Annotated in this window: 20 protein-coding genes and 1 tRNA gene; 5 read left to right on the top strand and 16 right to left on the bottom strand. The window is 71.4% G+C overall.

The window, feature by feature from the left end; translation table 11 throughout:
* The 7 genes from AB0J90_RS30915 to AB0J90_RS30945 all read right to left on the bottom strand — a co-directional run.
* On the bottom strand, positions 1-649 hold a 649-nt coding region (locus tag AB0J90_RS30915; protein WP_363601910.1), incomplete at its 3' end, for an inositol monophosphatase family protein.
* A gap of 123 nt (positions 650-772) precedes the next feature.
* Positions 773-1,363 (bottom strand): aminoacyl-tRNA hydrolase, encoded by a 591-nt coding sequence (pth, locus tag AB0J90_RS30920; protein WP_363601912.1) that lies wholly within the window; start codon positions 1,361-1,363, stop codon positions 773-775.
* Between the two features lie 77 nt (positions 1,364-1,440).
* Complete coding sequence (locus tag AB0J90_RS30925) at positions 1,441-2,124, bottom strand: 50S ribosomal protein L25/general stress protein Ctc (protein ID WP_363601914.1); 684 nt, start codon at positions 2,122-2,124, stop codon at positions 1,441-1,443.
* Positions 2,125-2,391: 267 nt separating this feature from the next.
* Entirely contained in the window at positions 2,392-3,372 is a 981-nt protein-coding gene (locus AB0J90_RS30930) for a ribose-phosphate diphosphokinase (RefSeq protein WP_363601916.1), read from the bottom strand.
* Positions 3,373-3,421: 49 nt separating this feature from the next.
* Positions 3,422-5,002, bottom strand: a complete 1,581-nt coding sequence (gene glmU, locus AB0J90_RS30935) for a bifunctional UDP-N-acetylglucosamine diphosphorylase/glucosamine-1-phosphate N-acetyltransferase GlmU (protein ID WP_363601918.1) — start codon at positions 5,000-5,002, stop codon at positions 3,422-3,424.
* A 67-nt stretch (positions 5,003-5,069) separates the two neighbouring features.
* Positions 5,070-5,141: transfer RNA gene (locus AB0J90_RS30940), tRNA-Gln, on the bottom strand.
* 13 nt (positions 5,142-5,154) lie between these two features.
* Entirely contained in the window at positions 5,155-6,024 is an 870-nt protein-coding gene (locus AB0J90_RS30945; protein ID WP_363601920.1) for a helix-turn-helix domain-containing protein, read from the bottom strand.
* Between the two features lie 153 nt (positions 6,025-6,177).
* Here AB0J90_RS30945 and AB0J90_RS30950 point away from each other — a divergent pair, with 153 nt between their 5' ends.
* The gene (locus tag AB0J90_RS30950) at positions 6,178-7,149 is read left to right on the top strand and encodes an acyl-CoA desaturase (RefSeq protein ID WP_363601922.1); all 972 of its coding nucleotides are present in this window, start codon (positions 6,178-6,180) and stop codon (positions 7,147-7,149) included.
* Between the two features lie 136 nt (positions 7,150-7,285).
* Positions 7,286-7,888: a TetR/AcrR family transcriptional regulator gene (locus AB0J90_RS30955; RefSeq protein WP_363602064.1), complete on the top strand. Its 603-nt coding sequence runs from the start codon at positions 7,286-7,288 to the stop codon at positions 7,886-7,888.
* A gap of 37 nt (positions 7,889-7,925) precedes the next feature.
* On the opposite strand, the gene AB0J90_RS30960 is transcribed toward AB0J90_RS30955, so the two are convergent.
* From AB0J90_RS30960 to rsmA, 5 genes are all read right to left on the bottom strand, one after another.
* Complete coding sequence (locus AB0J90_RS30960) at positions 7,926-8,402, bottom strand: DUF4383 domain-containing protein (protein ID WP_363601924.1); 477 nt, start codon at positions 8,400-8,402, stop codon at positions 7,926-7,928.
* Between the two features lie 112 nt (positions 8,403-8,514).
* Positions 8,515-8,973, bottom strand: a complete 459-nt coding sequence (locus AB0J90_RS30965) for a DUF4383 domain-containing protein (RefSeq protein ID WP_363601926.1) — start codon at positions 8,971-8,973, stop codon at positions 8,515-8,517.
* Positions 8,974-9,079: 106 nt separating this feature from the next.
* Positions 9,080-10,924, bottom strand: coding sequence for an ABC-F family ATP-binding cassette domain-containing protein (locus AB0J90_RS30970; RefSeq protein WP_363601928.1), 1,845 nt, complete (start codon positions 10,922-10,924; stop codon positions 9,080-9,082).
* A 105-nt stretch (positions 10,925-11,029) separates the two neighbouring features.
* Positions 11,030-11,983, bottom strand: coding sequence for a 4-(cytidine 5'-diphospho)-2-C-methyl-D-erythritol kinase (locus AB0J90_RS30975; RefSeq protein ID WP_363601930.1), 954 nt, complete (start codon positions 11,981-11,983; stop codon positions 11,030-11,032).
* 87 nt (positions 11,984-12,070) lie between these two features.
* On the bottom strand, positions 12,071-12,940 hold the full coding sequence (gene rsmA, locus AB0J90_RS30980; RefSeq protein ID WP_363601932.1) for a 16S rRNA (adenine(1518)-N(6)/adenine(1519)-N(6))-dimethyltransferase RsmA: 870 nt from the start codon (positions 12,938-12,940) through the stop codon (positions 12,071-12,073).
* 218 nt (positions 12,941-13,158) lie between these two features.
* Here rsmA and AB0J90_RS30985 point away from each other — a divergent pair, with 218 nt between their 5' ends.
* Both AB0J90_RS30985 and AB0J90_RS30990 read left to right on the top strand, forming a co-directional pair.
* Entirely contained in the window at positions 13,159-13,296 is a 138-nt protein-coding gene (locus AB0J90_RS30985; RefSeq protein ID WP_363601934.1) for a hypothetical protein, read from the top strand.
* Complete coding sequence (locus tag AB0J90_RS30990) at positions 13,296-14,396, top strand: Lrp/AsnC family transcriptional regulator (RefSeq protein ID WP_363601936.1); 1,101 nt, start codon at positions 13,296-13,298, stop codon at positions 14,394-14,396. Before AB0J90_RS30985 ends, AB0J90_RS30990 begins: the two co-directional genes overlap by 1 nt.
* A gap of 32 nt (positions 14,397-14,428) precedes the next feature.
* Here AB0J90_RS30990 and AB0J90_RS30995 read toward each other — a convergent pair whose 3' ends face one another.
* The gene (locus AB0J90_RS30995; RefSeq protein ID WP_363601938.1) at positions 14,429-15,370 is read right to left on the bottom strand and encodes a TatD family hydrolase; all 942 of its coding nucleotides are present in this window, start codon (positions 15,368-15,370) and stop codon (positions 14,429-14,431) included.
* Between the two features lie 170 nt (positions 15,371-15,540).
* Here AB0J90_RS30995 and AB0J90_RS31000 point away from each other — a divergent pair, with 170 nt between their 5' ends.
* Positions 15,541-16,791 carry a hypothetical protein gene (locus AB0J90_RS31000; RefSeq protein WP_363601940.1) on the top strand — a complete coding sequence of 417 codons (1,251 nt, stop codon included), beginning with the start codon at positions 15,541-15,543 and terminating at the stop codon, positions 16,789-16,791.
* 100 nt (positions 16,792-16,891) lie between these two features.
* On the opposite strand, the gene AB0J90_RS31005 is transcribed toward AB0J90_RS31000, so the two are convergent.
* The 3 genes from AB0J90_RS31005 to AB0J90_RS31015 are packed head-to-tail and all read right to left on the bottom strand — an operon-like array spanning position 16,892 to position 19,869.
* Positions 16,892-17,914 carry an ABC transporter substrate-binding protein gene (locus AB0J90_RS31005; RefSeq protein WP_363601942.1) on the bottom strand — a complete coding sequence of 341 codons (1,023 nt, stop codon included), beginning with the start codon at positions 17,912-17,914 and terminating at the stop codon, positions 16,892-16,894.
* A 48-nt stretch (positions 17,915-17,962) separates the two neighbouring features.
* Positions 17,963-18,808: an ABC transporter ATP-binding protein gene (locus AB0J90_RS31010; protein ID WP_363601944.1), complete on the bottom strand. Its 846-nt coding sequence runs from the start codon at positions 18,806-18,808 to the stop codon at positions 17,963-17,965.
* Entirely contained in the window at positions 18,805-19,869 is a 1,065-nt protein-coding gene (locus tag AB0J90_RS31015) for an iron chelate uptake ABC transporter family permease subunit (RefSeq protein ID WP_363602066.1), read from the bottom strand. The genes AB0J90_RS31010 and AB0J90_RS31015 overlap by 4 nt, the downstream gene beginning before the upstream one ends.
* Positions 19,870-19,885: the final 16 nt, after the last annotated feature.

Raw genomic sequence — 19,885 nt, forward strand, 5'->3', positions numbered from 1 at the left:
CACCCGCATGCACGTACGCGTCGACCTCACCACTGATCACCGCCGCGATCTTCGCACCCGCCGACCCCATCGGCACCAACTCCGCACCCACCTCGTCCGCCAACTCGGTCAGGAACGCAGGCGGCCGACTACGACTCGCCGCCAGCCGGATCGTCTGCCCGCCCGGCGCGGTCGCGGACAGCAGCGTCATCGGGGGGTACGCCGGCGGATGGTCCGTACCCAGCACCCGGTGCTGGGCCGGCAACGCCACCGCCCCGCCGACCAGCCCGTGCTCGGTCGTCGCGGTACGCGCCCAGAGCGCCACGTGCACCGCCCAGTCGGACCGGCCCTCCTCGGAGAACTCCCGCGTCCCGTCCAGCGGATCGATGATCCACACCCGGTCGGCGGTGATCCTCGGCGGAGCCGCCGGACCCAGGTCGGCCGACCAGGCCCGCCGTGCCCCGTCGTCCTCTTCGGAGAGCACCGCGTCCGCCGGCCGCCAACGGGCCAGTTCCGTACGCAGCAGATCGTGCGAAACCTTGTCCCCGGCCGCCTTGAGCGCTGCCGGATCCGCATGACCGACCTCGGTCCGCAACTCCATCAGCGCATCCCCGGCCCGGGCCGCCAGCCAACGGGCGAAGGCACTGTCGATCACCGGCGGCGTGGCCATCAGCGGACTCCCGGGGTCAGGGCAGCCACGGCCACCACAACACGCACGATCACTGACCGCCTCCTCGCTGACGGAACCCGCCTCCCCACCCTCTGCGGCACACTACCGCCGACCGTCCGGTGGTCAGGCGCTGTGGTACGCGTTTTGCGTCCACTCCACTCCCCGGAGGATCACCGACTCCACCACATCGGCCGCCCGGTCGACCAGAAAGTCCAGTTCTTTGCGCTCAGCCGGGGAGAAGTCCGACAGCACGTAGTCCGCCGGGTCCTGCCGCCCCGGCGGTCGCCCGACACCCACCCGGACCCGTACGTAATCCTTCGTCGCCAGCGACTTCGACATCGACCGCAGCCCGTTGTGACCGCCCTCGCCGCCACCGACCTTCACCCGGATCTGCCCGTACGGGATGTCCAGCTCGTCGTGCACCGCGATCACCTGCGCCGCCGGCACCTTGTAGAACTGCGCCAGCGCCACCACCGGGCCACCAGAAAGATTCATGTACGTCAGCGGCTTCGCCAGCACGAGCTTCGGACCGCCGAAGCCCAGCCGCCCCTCGGCGACCTCGGCGACGGCCCGCTTGTGCCGACCGAACTTCGCCCCGATCCGGGACCCGAGCAGGTCGGCGACCATGAAACCGACGTTGTGCCGGTTGCCCGCGTACTCCCGGCCGGGGTTGCCCAGCCCGGCGACCAGCCACGGCTCCGCCTCGTCCGCCACACCCGTCTCCCCTGCGTGTCAGCAGTACGGAACAGGCGCCCCCGACCTCGTCGGGGGCGCCTGTGTCACGACATCGATCAGGCTTGGGCCGGAGCCTCGGCCTCGTTCGCCTCGGCGGTCTCGCCCTCGGCGGCTTCCTCGCCCTCGGCAGCCTCGGCCTCCTCGGCCGGCGCCTCCTCGACAACCCCGGCACCCTCGGCCTCGAGCTGCTCGGCGGTCGGCGCACCCGTGATCACCACGAGCACCGACTCCGGGTCCGCCACCAGCTCGACGCCCTCCGGCAGCTTCACGTCAGCGGCGGTGACCTGCGAACCGGCGCCCAGGCCCTCGATCGAAACCTCGAGGTGGTCCGGCAGCCGGGTCGCGTCGGCGCTCACCGACAGCGTGTCGTGCTCGTGCATGATCAGGGTGTCGCGGGCCGCCTCACCGACGAGCTGCACCGGGATGTCGACGGTGACCTTCTCGCCCCGGCGGACCAGGAGCAGGTCGATGTGCTCGAACGTGTCCTTGATCGGGTCACGCTGGATCGCCTTCGGCAGGGCGAGCGCCTGGGTACCGTCGCTCACGTCGATGGCGAAGAGCTGGTTCGCGCCGCCACGGCGGATGGCCGCGGCGAACTCACGCGCGGGAAGCGCGATGTGCTTGGGGGCCTCACCGTGGCCATACAGCACGGCTGGCACCTTGCCTGCCCGACGGGTACGACGGGCACCACCCTTGCCGAACTCGGTACGGGGCTCGGCGCTGATCTTTACCTCGGACACGGGGAAACTCCTGATATCGTCGCTACGGCGGAACGTCGGCTGGCGGTGCTGGGGCGAGGGGCTCGCTGGGGCTCTTGCGTGCAGAGCACTGCCCGGAGCACCGCGTCGATGACGGAACCTCCGTGCGGCGCTTCTGTCAGCGGCCCGCTGGGCACCCTCGCCGTGGCAACCGCACTATCCTACCCGAGGCCGAGCAAAGCATTCAGGCGGTACCCCGGGTAACCGCGCCGACGCCACTGAGGGACCCCGGCGCGGGCCAGATCCGGCCTAGCTCAGACCACCGAAGAGCGTGGTCACCGAGCCGTCGTCGAACACCTCGCGGATCGCCCGAGCCAACAGCGGCGCGATCGACAATACGGTGATTTTGTCCAACTGCTTCTCCGCCGGCAACGGCAGCGTGTTGGTGACGATCACCTCGCTGATCCGGCTGTTCTTCAACCTTTCGGTCGCCGGATCCGACAGCAGCGCGTGGGTCGAGGCGACGATCACGTCCGAGGCACCCGAGTCGTAGAGGATGTCCGCCGCCTTGCGGATCGTGCCACCGGTGTCGATCATGTCGTCCACGATCAGGCAGACCCGGTCCTCCACGTCACCGACAACCCGGTTCGCCACCACCTGGTTCGGCTTGAGCGGATCACGGGTCTTGTGGATGAACGCCAGCGGGCAACCGCCGAGCCGGTCCGTCCACCGCTCCGCCACCCGTACCCGACCGGAGTCCGGCGCGACCACCGTCATCGGCCGCCCCGCGTACTGGCGCTCGACGTACTCGGCCAGGATGTCCATCGCGAACAGGTGATCCACCGGCCCGTCGAAGAAACCCTGGATCTGTGCCGTGTGCAGGTCGACGGTGAGAATCCGGTTCGCACCCGCGGTCTTGAGCAGGTCCGCCACCAGCCGGGCCGAGATCGGCTCCCGCCCCCGGTGCTTCTTGTCCTGCCGCGCGTACGGGTAGAACGGCAGGACCACGGTGATCCGCTTGGCCGAACCGCGCTTCAGCGCGTCGACCATGATCAACGTCTCCATCACCCAACGGTTCACCCCGTGCGTGACGGACTGGACCACGAAGGCGTCCGAACCACGTACCGATTCCTTGAACCGTACGAAAATCTCGCCGTTGGCGAACTCGTACGAATCGGAGGGCGTGGGCGCCACTCCGAGTACCTCGCCGATCTCCTTCGCCAACTCCGGGAAGCCCCGCCCGGAGAAGAGCATCAGGCTCTTGCGGTTTTCGGCGACGATGCTGCCCATCGGCTCGTCTGCTCCCGTTGGTCGGTGGTTCCTGGCGGTGGACCAGGGACTATTCGGTTGCAGTATCTCCCTTGGCCGGGCTGACGCCACCCGCATCGGCCGCCGCGTGGATTGCCTCACCCTGGCTTGCGCCGCCGGCCCCCGAAGGTCCACGTTCCGCCGCCGCGGCCTGCGCACGTTCCGCCGCCTCCGCCGACCGGGTACCGGCCCGCCGACGGGCCACCCAACCCTCGATGTTGCGCTGCCGACCCCGGGCCACCCCCAGCGCGCCGGGCGGCACGTCGGAGTCGATCGCGCTGCCGGCCGCCACGTACGCGCCCGCGCCGACCTCGACCGGGGCGATCAGGGTCGTGTCGCAGCCGACGAAAGCCGCCTCACCGACCGTGGTGTGGTGCTTGGCCACCCCGTCGTAGTTCACGAAGATCGTCGCCGCGCCGATGTTGGCCCGGGCACCGATGGTGGCGTCACCCACGTACGTCAGGTGCGGCACCTTGGCGCCGACACCGACCTCGGAGTTCTTCACCTCTACGAACGTACCCACCTTCGCCTGTTCGGCAAGCCGGGCGGCCGGCCGCAGATAGGCGTACGGTCCGACGCTCGCCCGGTCACCGATCACCGCGCTGACCGCGTGGCTGCGCAGCACCGTCGCATCGGCACCGACGCTCGTGTCGATCAGGGTCACGTCCGGGCCGACAACCGCACCGGCACCGACCGTGGTCGCCCCGCGAAGCTGGGTGTTCTGGTCCACCACCGCGTCCCGGTCGAGCGTCACCGTGACGTCGATCCAGGTGGTGGCGGGGTCGAGCAAGGTCACCCCGGCGCGCATCCAGCCGGTGTTGACCCGGTCGCGCAGCAACTGCCGCAGCGCGGCAAGCTCGACCCGGTCGTTGCAGCCGAGCGTCTCGCTCGCGTCCGCGGCGACGTGTACGACCACCGGCTCGCCGGTCGCGGCGAACAGGCCGAAGACGTCGGTGAGGTATTCCTCGCCCTGGTCGTTGTCGGTGGACAGCTTGCCCAGCGTGTCCCGCAGCCGGGCCGCGTCGAAGGCGTAGATGCCGGCGTTGATCTCCCGGATGGCGCGCTGCGCGGCGGTCGCGTCGCGCTCCTCGACGATCTGCTCCAGCCGCCCGGCCTCGTCCCGGACGATCCGGCCCAGGCCGGTCGGGTCGGGCACCTCGGCGGCGAGCACGGTTGCCGCGGCGCCGGCCGTCTCGTGCGCCTCGACCAGCGCGGCGACGGTCTCGGGCCGGAGCAGCGGCGCGTCGCCGTTGATCACGATCACCGTGCCGGCCCGGTCGGGGGCGGCGTCGAGGGCGATCCGGACGGCGTGTCCGGTGCCGCGCTGCTCGGCCTGGAGGACCGCGTTGGCGTCGGGGGCAACCTCGGCAAGATGCCCGGTGACCTGGTCGGCGCCGTGCCCGACCACGACCAGGGTGTGGTCCGGGGCCAGCGGGGCGGCGGCGGCCAGCACATGACCGACCAACGTACGGCCGAGCAGTGGGTGTAACACCTTGGGCAGTGCCGACTTCATCCGCTTGCCCTCGCCCGCGGCGAGGACGACTACGGTGCGGACGCGGGGCTGGGACACGAGGGAGCTCCCGTCAGAACGGTTGGCAGTCTGCGGCCCCATGCTAACCGCGCCACCGGAACCGGTCGCGGGGTTCCCTCGAACCGAACAAAACGGACTAAGGGAACAGCTCGGCCGCCAGGGTTCGAACCTGAAATACGGGTACCAAAGACCCGGGTGTTGCCAATTACACCACGGCCGAAGGAAGAGCAGTGTCAGCGTAGCGCCTCGGCCGAGCCCTCACCGAATCGCTTTAGCGCCTCACCGGCCAGCGCACGGACGACGCCTTCGATCCGCCAGTACAGTTCCCTGCTGCCCGGCACGTCCACGACCAGGCAGCCACGATAGGACTCACCGGTGTTGTGCCTGTTCGTGACCGCCCGGTGCCGCTTGAGCGTCGGCGTTCGAAATCGGTCGGCGGGCAGGCCCAGCACCTCGATCCACCAGGCCGTCGCCGCCTCCACGTCCGCGGACTCATGGATGCTCACCCGGTACGTCGGCGCGGCTCGATCGACGCCACACGACTCCAGGAAGCGCAGGAAGAGTGCCAGCAGCCCCGCGTCGCTGTTGGTGAAGGTCAACCGATCGTTGCGCCGCCACGGTTTCGACTTGCTTCCCTCACACCAGTAGACAGCGGCCCCCACCAACAACAGGTCGCGCTCGCTCAACGAACCGACCCGGGCGGCCTCGACCGCGTGCATCTCCGCCTGCCGTTCGTCGCGCTCCTGGCGGTGCCGCGCCCAACGCGCGTCGGTCATCACCTTCGAATGCGCCCGCTTCCGCCTGGCCCGCTCGGAGTCGACATCGAGCGGCAGGTGCCGGACCCACTGGTAGGCGGTGGACTTGGCGACGCCGAGTTCGGTGGCGATGTCGGTGACCGACCAGCCGTCCTCCCGCAACCGCACCGCCCGGTCGCGCACCTCGTCCTTGGCGTTCGGCCGCCGGGTCCACTCCGGTGCCGGGACACCGCGCAGCAGCGCGTACAGCCGGTCTTTGCCGATGCCGAGACGGGCCCGGATCTGGCCCACGGAAAGGCCTTCGACGGTACGCAGCCGCCGGGCCTCGGTGGCGAGATCGTCGGTCATGAACAGCAGATTAGTACGCGCGTACGACAGGTTTCGTCAAGAGCTCGTAGGGAACTGCCAGGAACGCACCCATGGCGAGTTACGGTGCCGTAGGTTACGGTGACGTAGGCGTAAGTTACCGATCTCGTCCCCGTCTCCGCCCAGCGAGGTGCCATGTCGACCACCCTGACCGGACCGCCCACGGAAACCACCGAAAAGGGCCCGAAGCCGCTCACCGAAGGTAAGCAGCAGACGGGCATCCTGATCGCCCTCTGGTCCTTTGTCATCGTGCCGTTCATCGCCCTGATCGCCGCCGTTCCGGTGGCCTGGGGCGGCTGGCTGACCTGGACCGACGTCGCGATCGCCGCGGTCTGGTACGTGGTCGCCGGGATCGGGATCACGGTCGGCTTCCACCGCTACTTCACCCACGGCTCGTTCAAGGCCAAGCGTTGGCTGCGGGTCACCCTGGCGGTCGCGGGTTCGTTCGCGGTCCAGGGCAACATCACCCAGTGGGTGGCCGACCACCGTCGCCACCACGCCTTCTCCGATGTGGAAGGCGACCCGCACTCGCCGTGGCGGTTCGGCGAGAGCGTCTGGGGTCTGACCAAGGGCCTCTTCTTCGCCCACATGGGCTGGCTGTTCCACCGCGAGTTGTCCAACCGCGCGCGGTTCGCCCCGGACCTGCTGGCAGACAAGGACATCAGCCGGGTGGACCGGCTCTTCCCGCTGCTGGTGAGCATCTCGCTGCTCGCGCCGGCCGCCATCGGTGGCCTGGTCACCTGGTCCTGGCAGGGCGCGCTGACCGCGTTCTTCTGGGCCGGCCTGGTCCGGGTCGGGCTGCTGCACCACGTGACCTGGTCGATCAACTCGGTCTGCCACGTCTACGGCGAGCGCCCGTTCGAGGTGCGCCAGGGTGACAAGGCGTCGAACTTCTGGCCGCTCGCGATCCTGTCCTTCGGCGAGAGCTGGCACAACCTGCACCACGCCGACCCGACCTGCGCCCGACACGGGGTGCTGCGCGGCCAGGTGGACATCTCGGCGCGGGTGATCTGGATCTTCGAGAAGGCCGGTGCGGCGTTCGACGTACGGTGGCCGAAGCCGGAGCGGATTGCGGCGAAACTGGTGAAACCGGCCGCGCCACAGTGACCGCGCCGCGCCGGGCACCGTCCCGGAACCTGCCACCTGGCAGGATGGCCGGGTGACAGAGAGCCCGAGCAGCAGCGGGGGCAGCGGGCGTGGGCGACCACCGGCGGCGCCGACCAAGCCATCTTCCCGGGTACGGATGTCAGCGGCGCAGCGCCGCGAGCAGCTGATCTCCATCGGGCGGCAGATCTTCGCCGAACGGGGCTTCGACGCCACTTCCATCGAGGAGGTGGCGTCGCGGGCCAAGGTGTCGAAGCCGGTGGTCTACGAGCACTTCGGTGGCAAGGAAGGCCTCTACGCGGTGGTGGTGGACCGGGAGGTCCGGGCCCTGCTGGACAGGGTGGCCGCCGCGCTGACCGCCGGGCATCCCCGCGAGTTGCTGGAGCAGGCCGCGCTGGCGCTGCTCAGTTACATCGAGGAGGAGACCAGCGGGTTCCGGGTGCTGGTGCGCGAGTCGCCGGTGATGTCGGCGACGGGGAACTTCAGCAGCGTGCTCAACGACGTCGCGCACCAGGTGGAGCACATCCTGGGTGCGGAGTTCAAAAGTCGTGGTTACGACCCGAAACTGGCCGAGTTGTACGCGCAGGCGCTGGTCGGCATGGTGGCCCTGACCGGTCGCTGGTGGCTGGAGGTACGCAAGCCGCGCAAGGAGACGGTGGCGGCGCACCTGGTCAACCTGGCCTGGCACGGGCTTTCGCACCTGGAGGCGAAGCCGACCCTGCTGACCCGCCGGGGGCGTTGAACGTTCTCGTCCCGGTCGGGGCACGCCGTACTACCGGTCAACCGGGTGAGGTTTCGGACGAGGCGGCCCGACGGTATCGCCGTTCCTCCTCGGCGTGCTCCGGTGGCCCGATCTTGTCGTAGAGGCCGGTGGCGAGCGTGATCAGGCCGAAGATCAGCGACACCACGACGGTCGCGACGGAGAAGTTGAGGATGTTCGCGTCGGTCTGGAGCACGCTGAGCATGACCAGTCCGACGACCAGGAAGACCACGCCTGCGGTCAGGTTCATGAAGTGGCCGAGGTTGCCCCGCAGCGATGCGCCGATCATGATGACGATCCCGAAGGCCACCGAGACCAGCGAGAACGCCAGGTTGGTACGCAGACCGAGGGCGTAGTTGCCCTCGCGTGCGAAGAGCGACTCACCGGCGGTTTCGACGATGCCGAAGATCCCGAAAATCAGGATGTAGAGGCCGACCAGTCCGGAAATGACCCGGTAGAGCGTGCGCGCCGGGTGGTTGATGGGGATGTGCGCCACCGACTTCTCCTCCGTACGGGTGATGATTCTTCCGAATTGTCACCCAGATGAGGAGGCGGTTTCCGGCGAACACGGATCAGCCCCGGTCAGCGCACCCGGCGCCCGCCCCGGTTCAGAGGACCAGGCGCCCGTCCCGCCACGCCTGTGCCTCGTCCTCGGAGCCGACCCGGCCGTACATGCCGGCCATCAGCAGGACCAGCCCGGCGATCATGGTGACCACGACTCCGGCGATGCTGAAGTTGAGGTAGTTGGCGTCCGTACGGATCACCGCGAGGCCAGCCAGGCTGACCACCATCAGCAGGTAGCCGAACCACTTGTTGACCGCGGCGTCGATGTTGCGGCCCAGACCGGTGGCGATCAGGACGATCATGCCGAGTACCACGGCGAGCACCGAGTGGCCGAGGTTGGTGCCCTGGCCGAGCACGGTGGTGGTCTCGTCCTGGGCGAACGCTTCGTTGCCACCGGTCTCGATGAGCCCGAGGACACCGAAGATGACCAGGTATAGACCGGTCAGGCCGCCGATCGCCCGGTAGATCGGGCGTGCGGGGTGGTTGACGGGGTTGTGGGCCATAGTCGTAACTCTCCAACGCCGTGCCGGTGGGGGTCGTCAACTATTGTCCCGCATGCGGCGGTGTGACGCCGCACACGCCCGCCCCCAGCGGTCGGGGCGCCCGGGGTCAGGACCCCGGCACCTGCTCCGCGAGGGACAGCCAGCTCTCCTCGATCTGTTCCCGCTCGGCCCGTACGGCGCGCAGTTGGCCGTCCAGTTCGGCGACCTTGGCGTAGTCGGTGGAGTGTTCGGCCATCTGGTCGTGCAGCGCCGACTCGCGCTGGTCCAGCTTGCCGATCTGCCGTTCCAGCCTGCTCAGTTCCTTCTTCGCCAGCCGCACCTCGGCGGCGCTGAGCTGGGGCGTACCGGCTCCGTCGCCGTTGCCGCCCGGCCCGGTGCCGCCCGCGGGTGTGGCGGTTGCGGAGGCGACGGTCGCGGTGGGGGTCCGGCCGCCCTGGCCCGACTCGGCGCGGGCGAGGTATTCGTCGACGCCGCCGGGCAGGTGGACCAGTCGACCGTCGCCGAACATGCCGTAGACCACGTCGGTGACCCGTTCGATCAGGTACCGGTCGTGGCTGGCCACGATGATCGTGCCGGGCCAGGAGTCGAGCAGGTCTTCCAGTGCGGCCAGGGTGTCGGTGTCGAGGTCGTTGGTGGGTTCGTCGAAGAGAAGCACGTTCGGCTCGGCGGCGAGCAGCCGGAGCATCTGCAACCGGCGGCGTTCACCACCGGAGAGGTCGCCGACCGGGGTCCAGAGTCGACGGTCGTCGAAGCCGAACACCTCGGCGAGCTGCGACGCGCCCAGTTCCCGGTCGCCGAGTACGACCCGCCGGGCCACCTCCTCGACGGCTTCGAGCACCCGCAACTGGTTGGGCAGCTCGGAGAGTTCCTGGGAGAGGAACGCCGGCCGTACGGTGGAACCGGTGTTGATCCTGCCCTTCTCCGGTTCGCGTACACCGGCGAGCAGGCGCAGCAGCGTGGTCTTGCCGGCCCCGTTGGCGCCCACGATCGCGATCCGGTCGCCGGGGCCGACCTGCCAGGTGAGGTCGTCGAGGATCAGTTTCGGGCCGGCCAGCAGGGTGACGTTCTCCAGGTCGTACACCTGCTTGCCGAGCCGGGAGGTGGCCATCCGTTGCAGCGACATGGTGTCGCGCGGCGGTGGCACGTCCGCGATCAGCGCGTTCGCGGCGTCGATCCGGAACTGGGGCTTGGAGGTACGGGCCGGCGGACCCCGGCGCAGCCAGGCGATCTCCTTGCGGAGCAGGTTCTGCCGGCGGGCTTCGGTGGCGGCGGCGACCCGTTCCCGTTCCACCCGGGCCAGTGTCCAGGCGGCGAAGCCGCCCTCGTAGGCCCGTACGGTCTGGTCGCCGACCTCCCAGGTGGTGGTGCAGACCGCGTCGAGGAACCAGCGGTCGTGGGTGACGACCACGAGCGCGCCCCGTCGGTTGACCAGGTGGCGGGCCAGCCAGTCGACCCCGGCCACGTCGAGGTGGTTGGTCGGTTCGTCCAGGATCAGCAGGTCGGCGGTGCGGACCAGGAGCGCGGCGAGCGCGACCCGGCGTCGTTCGCCACCGGACATCGGTCCGACCGGCTGGTCGAGCCCGAGGTACGGCATGCCGAGCCCGTCCAGGATTCCCCGGACTCCGGCGTCGCCGGCCCATTCGTGTTCGGCGCCCATGCTCTGGTCCAGCCAGGCGGTGCCGAGCACCACGTCCCGTACGGTCGCCTCGGCGTCCAGGTTCAGGGTCTGCGGCAGCCAGGCGACCCGCAGGTCACGGCGGTGGGTGACCCGCCCGTTGTCCGGTTCTTCGAGCTTGGTGAGCAGGCGGAGCAGGGTCGACTTGCCGGCCCCGTTCAGTCCGACGACGCCGATCCGGTCGGCGTCGTCGAGGCCGAGGGACACGTCGGTGAGCAGTTGCCCGGCCGCGCCATAGCCCTTGGACACCCGGTCCAGGTTGACGATGTTGGCCACGAGCCCACCTTCCATGATCAAAGGCGCCCCGGGTGCCGGTCGGGCCGGCACGAGGGGACGCCTGGAGTAGCTCAAGCCTACGCGGGTGCCGTACCCGTCGGCCGGTCAGATCACGCGGGCGCCGGGAACCGGGCCGGTGGCCGTACGGGCGGCGCGGCAGACCCCGGTGGTCTCGAGTTCGGCGGCGATCCGGCTGGCGGCGACGGCGTCGGCCGCGAGGAAGACGCAGGTGGGGCCGGAGCCGGAGACCATGCCGGCGAGCGCACCCGCGGCCTCGCCGGCCTTGAGGGTCGCCACCAGGGCGGGGCGCAGCGACTGGGCGGCGGCCTGCAGGTCGTTGCCGAGGGTCGCGGCGAGTACGGCGGGGCTGCGCTGGCGCAGTGCGGCGAGCAGTGCGTCGGCGTTCGGCAGCGGCGGTGGGGCGGCGCCGTCGGCGCGCAACCGGTCGAGTTCCCGGTACGCGGTCGGGGTGGACAGGCCGCCGTCGGCGATCGCGACCACCCAGTGCCAGGTGGTCGGCCGGGCCAGTACGGGGCTGACCGTCTCGCCCCGGCCGGTGCCGAGCGCGGTGCCGCCGAAGATCAGGAACGGTACGTCGGAGCCGAGGTCGGCGGCGATCGCGGCGAGTTGGTCGCGGGACAGGTTGGTGCCCCAGAGCGTGTCGCAGGCGACGAGCGCGGCGGCGGCGTCGGCGCTGCCGCCGGCCAGACCGGCGGCGAGCGGGATCTGCTTGCGCAGGTGCAGCCGGGCGTGTGCGGGCACCCCGGTGTGTGCGGCGAGCGCACGGGCGGCCCGGATGACGAGGTTGTCGTCGTCGAGCGCCAGCTCACCGGTCCCTTCCCCCTCCATCGTGAGGGTGAGGGTGTCGCCGCGCCGGGCGGTCAGCTCGTCGTAGAGCGCGATGGCGTGGTAGACGGTGTTCAGTTCGTGGTAGCCGTCGGGGCGCAGCGGGCCCACCCCGAGGTGCAGGTTGATCTTCGCCGGGACGCGTACCCGGACCGGGCCGGTCGCGGCGCGCCGGGACCGTTCATCGTCGTCGGGCCGCCATGCCTCGGTCACCGGGCACGGCCCCGGACCCGTGGCGCCACCGCCGGGGTGACGTCGGGTGGGGACGGTAGGGGCCTCGTCGACAGCACGGGCGCCAGCCTACTCGGCGCGTTCGGCGTCGGTCGGGGCCGACGCGGCGATCGCGGCGAACTGCTCCACGGTGAGCGCCTCGCCCCGGGCGCCGGGGTCGACGCCGGCCGCGGTCAGCGCCGCCGCGGCCTGGTCCGCGCCACCGGCCCAGCCGGCGAGCGCGGCGCGCAGGGTCTTGCGGCGCTGCGCAAAGGCCGCGTCCACCACCGCGAAGACCTTCTTCCGGGGTACGTCGGTGCGGGGCGGCTCCCGGCGGGTGAAGGCGACGAGGCCGGAGTCGACGTTCGGCACCGGCCAGAAGACGTTCGGCGGGACCTTGCCGGCGCCCCGCGCGGTCGCGTACCAGGCGAGTTTCACCGACGGGATGCCGTACGTCTTGGAGCCGGGACCGGCGACCAGCCGGTCGGCGACCTCTTTCTGCACCATCACCAACCCCTGACGCAGGCTCGGCAGTTCGGCGAGCAGGTGCAGCACCACCGGCACGGCAACGTTGTACGGCAGGTTCGCGACCAGCGCGGTCGGTGCCGGCTCGGCCAGTTCGGCGGCGGTGATCCGCAGCGCGTCGGCGCGGTGCACGGTCAACCGGTCGGCGGCGGTACCGGCGCGGTCGGCGACGGTCGCCGGCAGCGCCGCGGCCAGCGTCGGGTCGATCTCCACCACGTGTACGTGCGCGGCCGCGGTGAGCAGCCCGAGGGTGAGCGAGCCCAGTCCCGGGCCGACCTCCAGGGCGACGTCGTCCGGGGCGAGTTCGGCGGCGGCCACGATCCGGCGCACGGTGTTGGGGTCGTGGACGAAGTTCTGGCCCAGTTTCTTGGTCGGCGCGACGCCGAGGCGGGCGGCCAGTTCCCGGATCTCCGCCGGGCCGAGGAGTCCGGTCATGAGGCCAGAGCCTACGGGGCGGTGTCGGGCCGCCGACCGGCACGCCGTGCCGGCTGTCCTGGACGGCCGGGGAGGCGCCGGGGCGGGCGACGGGAGGGACTGCCGGCCCTTCGGCCGGGGACGGCGACCGTGCCTTCGGCGTTCGGCTGCCGGAAACCTACCGATCCGACACCCCGCGTACAACTCCGCTTTCCCTACCAGCTAGCCGAAAACTGGACATGGCGGCGTTGCTGACCGGCGTTCCGTACCCCACGCTGGTCACCGTGGAACGACCGAACCCGATGATCCCCGCCCGTGACGGCCGGACGATCGCGGCGCCGATCTCCGGCGCCCCGTCGACCGTCTCCCCCGCGTGATGGCTTCCGGCCCGTACGACCTCGACCCGACCGACCGGCGAATCGTCGCCGCGCTGCAGGTCAACGGCCGGGCGAGTTGGACGGAGATCGCCGCGCTGATCGGGACCTCGGTCACCACGGTGGCCCGCCGGGCCCAGCAGCTGATCGCCGGGGGGCTGGTCAAGGTGGCCGTCGCACCACAGCCCGGTGGCGGCCCGGTCGACCTGCTGATCGTCCGGGTCCGCTGTGCGCCCGGCAGTCAGCTGCCGACCGCGCGGGCGTTGGCCGCCCGGCCCGAGGTGCGGTTCGTCGCCGTGCTGACCGGCGCCCACGATCTGGTCGCCGAGTTGCTGGTGCCGCGCGGGACCAGCATGCACAGCGTGCTCAGCGCGGTGCAGCGGATCCCGGGAGTGCAGGCGACCATCGCCGACCTGCTGCTGCACACGTACAAGTCGGACCATGAGTGGAGTCGCCGGCTGCTCGGGGACGACAGGCGGACGCCGACGCCGCCGGTGCACGACTGTCCGCCGGACCACCTCGACGAGGTGGACGAACGGATCATCGCCGCCCTGCGGCACGACGGGCGGACCAGCTTCCACGCCGTCGCGCTCGGCCTGGGCATCAGCGAGAGCACCGTACGGCGCCGGTTCGAGGCCCTGCACGGCGCCGGCTGCGTACAGGTCATCACGCTGGTCCCGGCGGCGGCGCTCGGGTTCGAGGCGGAGCTGCTGTTCTGGCTCTCGGTGACCCCGGCCCGGCTGGAGGCGGTCGCCCACGAACTCGCCGCGCTGACCGGGGTGCGCTACGTCGCGGCGACCCTCGGGCAGGAGTCGCTGATGTGCGAGGTGATCCTGCCGACCCATGCCGACGTACTGGAGTTCACCACCCGGACGCTGGCCCGGATCGACGGCGTACGGTCCTGGAGCGCCGGGGTGGAGCTGCTCACCGTCAAGCGCGGTTTTGTGCTCACCCCGTGGACGGCCGGTCGCCCCGGCACCGGGCCGGCGGCCCGTACCGCCTCCGGCACCGCCACCGACGCCTCCTCCGAGGAGACGCTTCCCCGCCCCCGGGGAGTCCGCGGCGGCCGTCGTACGCCGAGGGTGCCGGCCCGCCGCTCCTGACCCGCCCGACGGTCAGGAACGGCCCTCGGCCTTCACCAGGGTCCGAAGATGCGGTTCCCGGTGGCGGAGATCGCGGCGCACAGCTCGTCGAGGTCGGCACCGGTGGTCTCGGCCAGGGTGCGGACCGTCAGCGGGATCAGGTACGACGCGTTCGGTCGCCCCCGGTACGGCGTCGGCGTCAGGTACGGCGCGTCGGTCTCCACCAGGAGCTGGTCCAATGGGGTCACCTTCGCCGCCGCGCGCAACCCGCCCGCGTTGCCGAAGGTGACCGTGCCGGCGAAACTCAGTACGTAACCGCGTCGCACGCACTCGGCCGCGAACTCCTCGTCGCCGGAGAAGCAGTGCAGCACCACGGTTGCCGGTGCGCCCTCGGAGTCGAGCACCCGCAGCACGTCGGCGTGCGCGTCGCGGTCGTGGATGACCAGCGCCTTGTCGAACCGCTTGGCGATCGCGATGTGCGCCCGGAAGCTCTCCTCCTGCGCCGCCCGCCCCTCGTCGCCGGTACGGAAGAAGTCCAGCCCGGTCTCGCCGATGCCGCGTACCCGGTCCTGGCCGGCGAGCGCCTCGATCTCGCGCAGTGCCGCGTCGAGGTCGGGCAGGCGCGGCGCGTCGTTGGGGTGCAGGGCGACGGTGGCGAGCACGGCCGGGTACCGGGTGGCGGCCTCGGCGCCCCAGCGCGACGACTCCACATCGGTGCCGACCTGGACCAGCCGGTCGACACCAGCGGCGGCAGCGACCTCGATGAGGCGATTGACCGGATCCCCGCAAGGGGGTACGGGTACCGGTCCGGGTGCACCGGGGGGTACGGGCGCGGGGGCTCCGGGGGTGCCGGATTCGGTGACGGTGATGTCGAGGTGGGTGTGGCTGTCCAGCACCGGCAGGGGCAGCGGCTCGGGCGCGGGCGGGAACTCCCCGGCCCGGCGGGCGGCCCGCTCGCGGCGGGATTCGGTCGGCTCAGTCATCGCCGTCAGCATCACATACCGACCCCGACCACTCGAGGCGTACCCGGAGAGCCGATCATGGCTGGGCCGCGTGGTCGATGGTCGCTGCCCGTTGAGCCGACATCGACCATCCTTCGGTCGCACTCCCTGGCGGTTACCCGCCGTTTACCTCAACGGCACCGAACCCTCCTAGCGTCGCGCGCATGAGCGTCACCCCCCAGACACGGGACGTGCCCGAGGCGCCAGCCGGGCTGGTGGTGACACACGCCGGCGTGAACCACCCGGCCGAAGAACTCGCCCGCGGTGCGGCGTACGAGCTGTTCAGTGCCGACGAGCTGCCCGGATTCACCCGCGACCCGCGCCCGGACGCCCGCCGGCCATGGCACCGGTTCGTGCACGCCAGCGAGGTGAGCGCCGTGTACGGGCCCAGGTCGGGCGGCGACCCGGAGCTGGAGCCACCGCTGATGGCGCCGCTGAACCGGGCCCGGAACTGGGCGGACATCCACCAGCTCAGCCAGACCGCGGCCGGCGCCACCGACCCGATCCTGGCGAGCGTGCGCGCCTCGGCTCTGGTCCGCCGGGGCACCCCGATGGTCAAGGTGCTCTCCGCCCGCCAGCTCGCCGGGCACCTGCGCGGCTGGCTGCCGTACGGGTTCTGCTACCGCGAGTACGACATCGCCCACCTGCGTACGCCGGAGGACCTGTCGCTGCTGCGTACCGACCCGGAGGGGGGCCGGGAGGGGCAGGACGTCGCGTACGCGCTGCGCTGGCGGGCGATCGACCCGCTCGACTACGACGTACCCGGTGGTGACCGGCACGCGGGCCTGGTGGCGATCCCGCCGCACGACCGGGTCGGGCCGCCGGTGCTGGGCACCGGGTTCACCCCCAGCGGGCGGCACCTGATCCCGGAGTTCGTCACCCGGGACATGGCCGACCTGCCGTTGCCGGCGAACGCGGCCCTGGTGGCGTACTCGCCGGCCGGTGACGAGGTGGTGCTCTACACGTACCAGCCGGAGCAGCGAGCGTGGCTGCGGATGGCCGGTCCGCGCTGGCGGCACCTGCTGGCCTCGGTGCCGGGCATCTCGCCGGACCAGGAGTACCTGCCGATCGGCGAGACCGCCCGGACCACGCAGCTCGTCGGCGACTACCACGACCAGGAGTACGAGGCGATCGCCGACCTGCCCGGCGGTTTCCGGGTGCTGGCGATGACCCGGGCGGCGCGTTACCCGGTCGAGGGGGTTCGCCGCCGGGCCCGGTATGCCACCTGGCGGGGCGTGCTCTGCCTGGTCCTGGGCGAGGAGACCGGTTGGCTGCGGTTGCGGCTGTGCCGGCCGAACCCGGACAGCGTGGCGGCCTGCGGCGCGCAGTGTTACGAACGCGGCATCTACGAGTCCTGGGCCCCGGCGCCGGAGGTCACCGACGACCGGCTGATCGACCTGCCGTACGGCCGCTGACCCACGGGCGGCGGGTCGCGTACGGCGATCGGCCAGCCGGCCGTACGGCATCGGCCCGCCGGCGGGCCGCTGACCCCGGCCGCCGGCGGAGTACGGAGGCTCAGCCCAGCGGCTTCGCCTTGTTCAACCAGCCCACGACGTCGCGGTAGATCGGGGCGTTGGCCGCGAAGCTGTACGGCGCGGCGGTCTGCCACGGGTAGACCTGACCGGCCTTGACCGCGGGCAGGTTGGTCCAGGTGGCGATCTTGCTGACGGTGTCGGCCATGGCGGGCACCTCGCGGCCGTCGTAGATGATCGCGTCGGCGGGGTACGAGCCGGCCTGCTCCCAGCTCACCTCCTCGAAGTACTGGCCGGGGCCCAGCGGCTTCGCCGTGGGTACGAACTGGACGCCGAGCGAGGCCAGGTGCTTCAGGTCGGGGTGCATCTTCGGGTCGGCGATGTAGAGCTTGGTGGCGTCGCGGGAGACGGCCAGCACCCGCAGGCCGGGCTTTGCCGCGACGGCGGTCTTGATCTCGGCGACCGCCGCGTCGAACTCCGACCGGGCGGCCTTGACGGGTGCGGCGTCGGGGTCGGCGCCGAGCTGGGCCGCGAGCGCCATGAAGTTGTCGATGATGGCCGGCAGGTCGAGACCGGGCATCTTCATGCCGATCGAGGGCGCCAGCCCGAACACCTTGTCGGCGCTGGCCTCGGGGACGTACCAGAGGGTCTTGTCGTCGAACGAGAGGTCGACCAGCAGTTCCGGGCGCAGCGCCGCGTACCGCTCCAGGTTGAACTCGCCCCACGTCTTGCCGACGACTTCGACCTTGCTCAGGTCGATGTTGCCGGCCTGGTAGTTGAGCTTGCCGTCGGTGGTGCCCAGTTCGCCGTAGACCCCGGTGACCTGGAAACCGGCGTCCCAGAGGGCGGCGGCGGCGCTGCTCTGCGCGACCACCCGCTGCGGCCGGCTGGCCAGGTCCACGGTGATCCCACGGCCGTCGGTGTAGCGGAACGGCTGCGCCGCCCCGGACGGGCTGCCGGCGCCGGGCTTGTCGCCGGAGTCCCCGCAGGCGGCCAGGCCGAGCAGTACGCCGGTGGCGCCGGCACCGCGCAGGAATCCGCGCCGGGTCAGGAGGTGCTTGGACATGGTTCTCCAGTCGTAGTGGACGTGCGGTTGGTGAGGGGGTTCGAGCGACTACGGCCGTACGGCGCGGCGCGCTCTCGGGATGATCAGCGGGGTGCCTGACTCGGGGTCGGTGATCACCCGGCAGGGCAGGCCGAAGACCTCTTCGACCAGGTCGGCGGTGATGATGTCGGCCGGTGGGCCCTGGGCCACCACCCGCCCGTCGCGCATCGCGATCAGGTGGGTGGCGTACCGGCAGGCGTGGTTGAGGTCGTGCAGGACCGCGACCAGGGTGTGGCCCTGTTCCTCGCGGAGCCGGGCGACCAGGTCGAGCACCTCGATCTGGTGGGCTATGTCGAGGAACGTGGTCGGCTCGTCCAGCAGCAGGATCGGGGTCTGCTGGGCCAGGGCCATCGCCAGCCACACCCGTTGCCGCTGCCCGCCGGAGAGTTCGTCGACGTACCGGCCGGCGAGGTCGGTGACGTTGGTGGCGGACATCGCCTCCGCGACCGCCTGCTCGTCCGCCGGGGACCACTGGCGCAGCAGGCCCTGGTGCGGGTACCGGCCGCGGGCGACCAGGTCGAGCACGGTGATGCCGTCCGGCGCGATGGTCGTCTGGGGCAGCAGCCCGAGCCGGCGGGCGACCTCCTTGGCCCGCAGTTCGTGGATCGACCGGCCGTCGAGGTGGACGGTGCCACGGCGGGGGGTCAGCAGCCGGGCCAGCGCCCGCAGCAGGGTGGACTTGCCGCAGCCGTTCGGTCCGACCAGGACGGTGAACGAGTGGTCCGGGATGGCCACGCTCAACGACTCGGCGACCACCCGCTGGTCGTACGCGAGGGTGGCGTCGGCGCAGCTCAGTCGGGTGGTGCCGGGAGCGGTGCCGGGCACCGGGGTCAGGGTGTTCGTCGAGCCGGTCATCCGAGTCCCTTCCGCCATTGCCCGGCGAGCAGCCAGGCCAGATAGAGCCCGCCGATGCCGGCGGTCAGCACCCCGACCGGCAGGGTGACGGGGTGGAACAGGCGTTGCGCGGCCAGGTCGCTGGCGACCAGCAGGGCGGCGCCCATGAACGCGGCCGGGAGCACGTTCGGCCCGCCGTCGCGGGTCAGCCGACGGGCCAACTGCGGGGCGGTGAGGGCGATGAACGCGATCGGTCCGGCCGAGGCGGTCGCGGTGGCGGTCAGCCCGACGCCGACCAGCAGCACCGCGATCCGGGTCAGTTCGACCGGTACGCCGAGCGCCCGTGCCGGCTCGTCACCGAGTTCGAGCATCCGCAGGTTGCGGCCGAGCATCACGGCCAACGGCAGCAGGACGAGCACGACGAGGGCGAGTGGCCGTACCTGTTCCCAGCCGCGACCGTCGAGGCTGCCGGTGAGCCAGAGGTGGGCCTGGCGGGCGTCGGTCAGCTCGGCGCGTGTGATCAGGTACGAGTTGACGGCGAGCAGCAGCGCGCCGATCGCGATGCCGATCAGGATGAGCCGGAAGCCGGGGGCGCCGCGCTTGGCCGCGAGCAGGTAGACCAGCATCGCGGTGCCGATCCCGCCGAGCACCGCGCCGATCGCGACCTGTGCACTGTCGCCACCGATCAGCAGGATCACCACCAGCGCCCCGGTGGCGGCTCCGGTGTCGAAGCCGACGATGTCGGGGCTGCCGAGCGGGTTACGCGACATGCTCTGGAACAGTGCCCCGCCGATACCGAGCGCCACCCCCACGAGCACGGCGGTGAGCAGGCGCGGCAGCCGGAGGGTCTGCACGATGAAGTCCTGTGCGGGGGTGCCGTGGCCGAGCAGGGTGCGGACCACGTCCAGCGCCGGGATCGGGTAGTCGCCGGTGCCGAGGGTGAACACGGCGATCACGACGACCACCAGGGCCAGCGTGGCGCAGACGAGCACCGCGCGACGGTCGACCCGGAGCGTGATCCGCCCACCGAGGATCCGTACCCGCCGGGTCGGCGGGAGCGGGGGGTGCGGCGCGTCGGTCACGGTGGCGGGTGCGGGT

The sequence above is a fragment of the Micromonospora sp. NPDC049523 genome (assembly GCF_040676775.1).
GTDB lineage: Bacteria > Actinomycetota > Actinomycetes > Mycobacteriales > Micromonosporaceae > Micromonospora_G.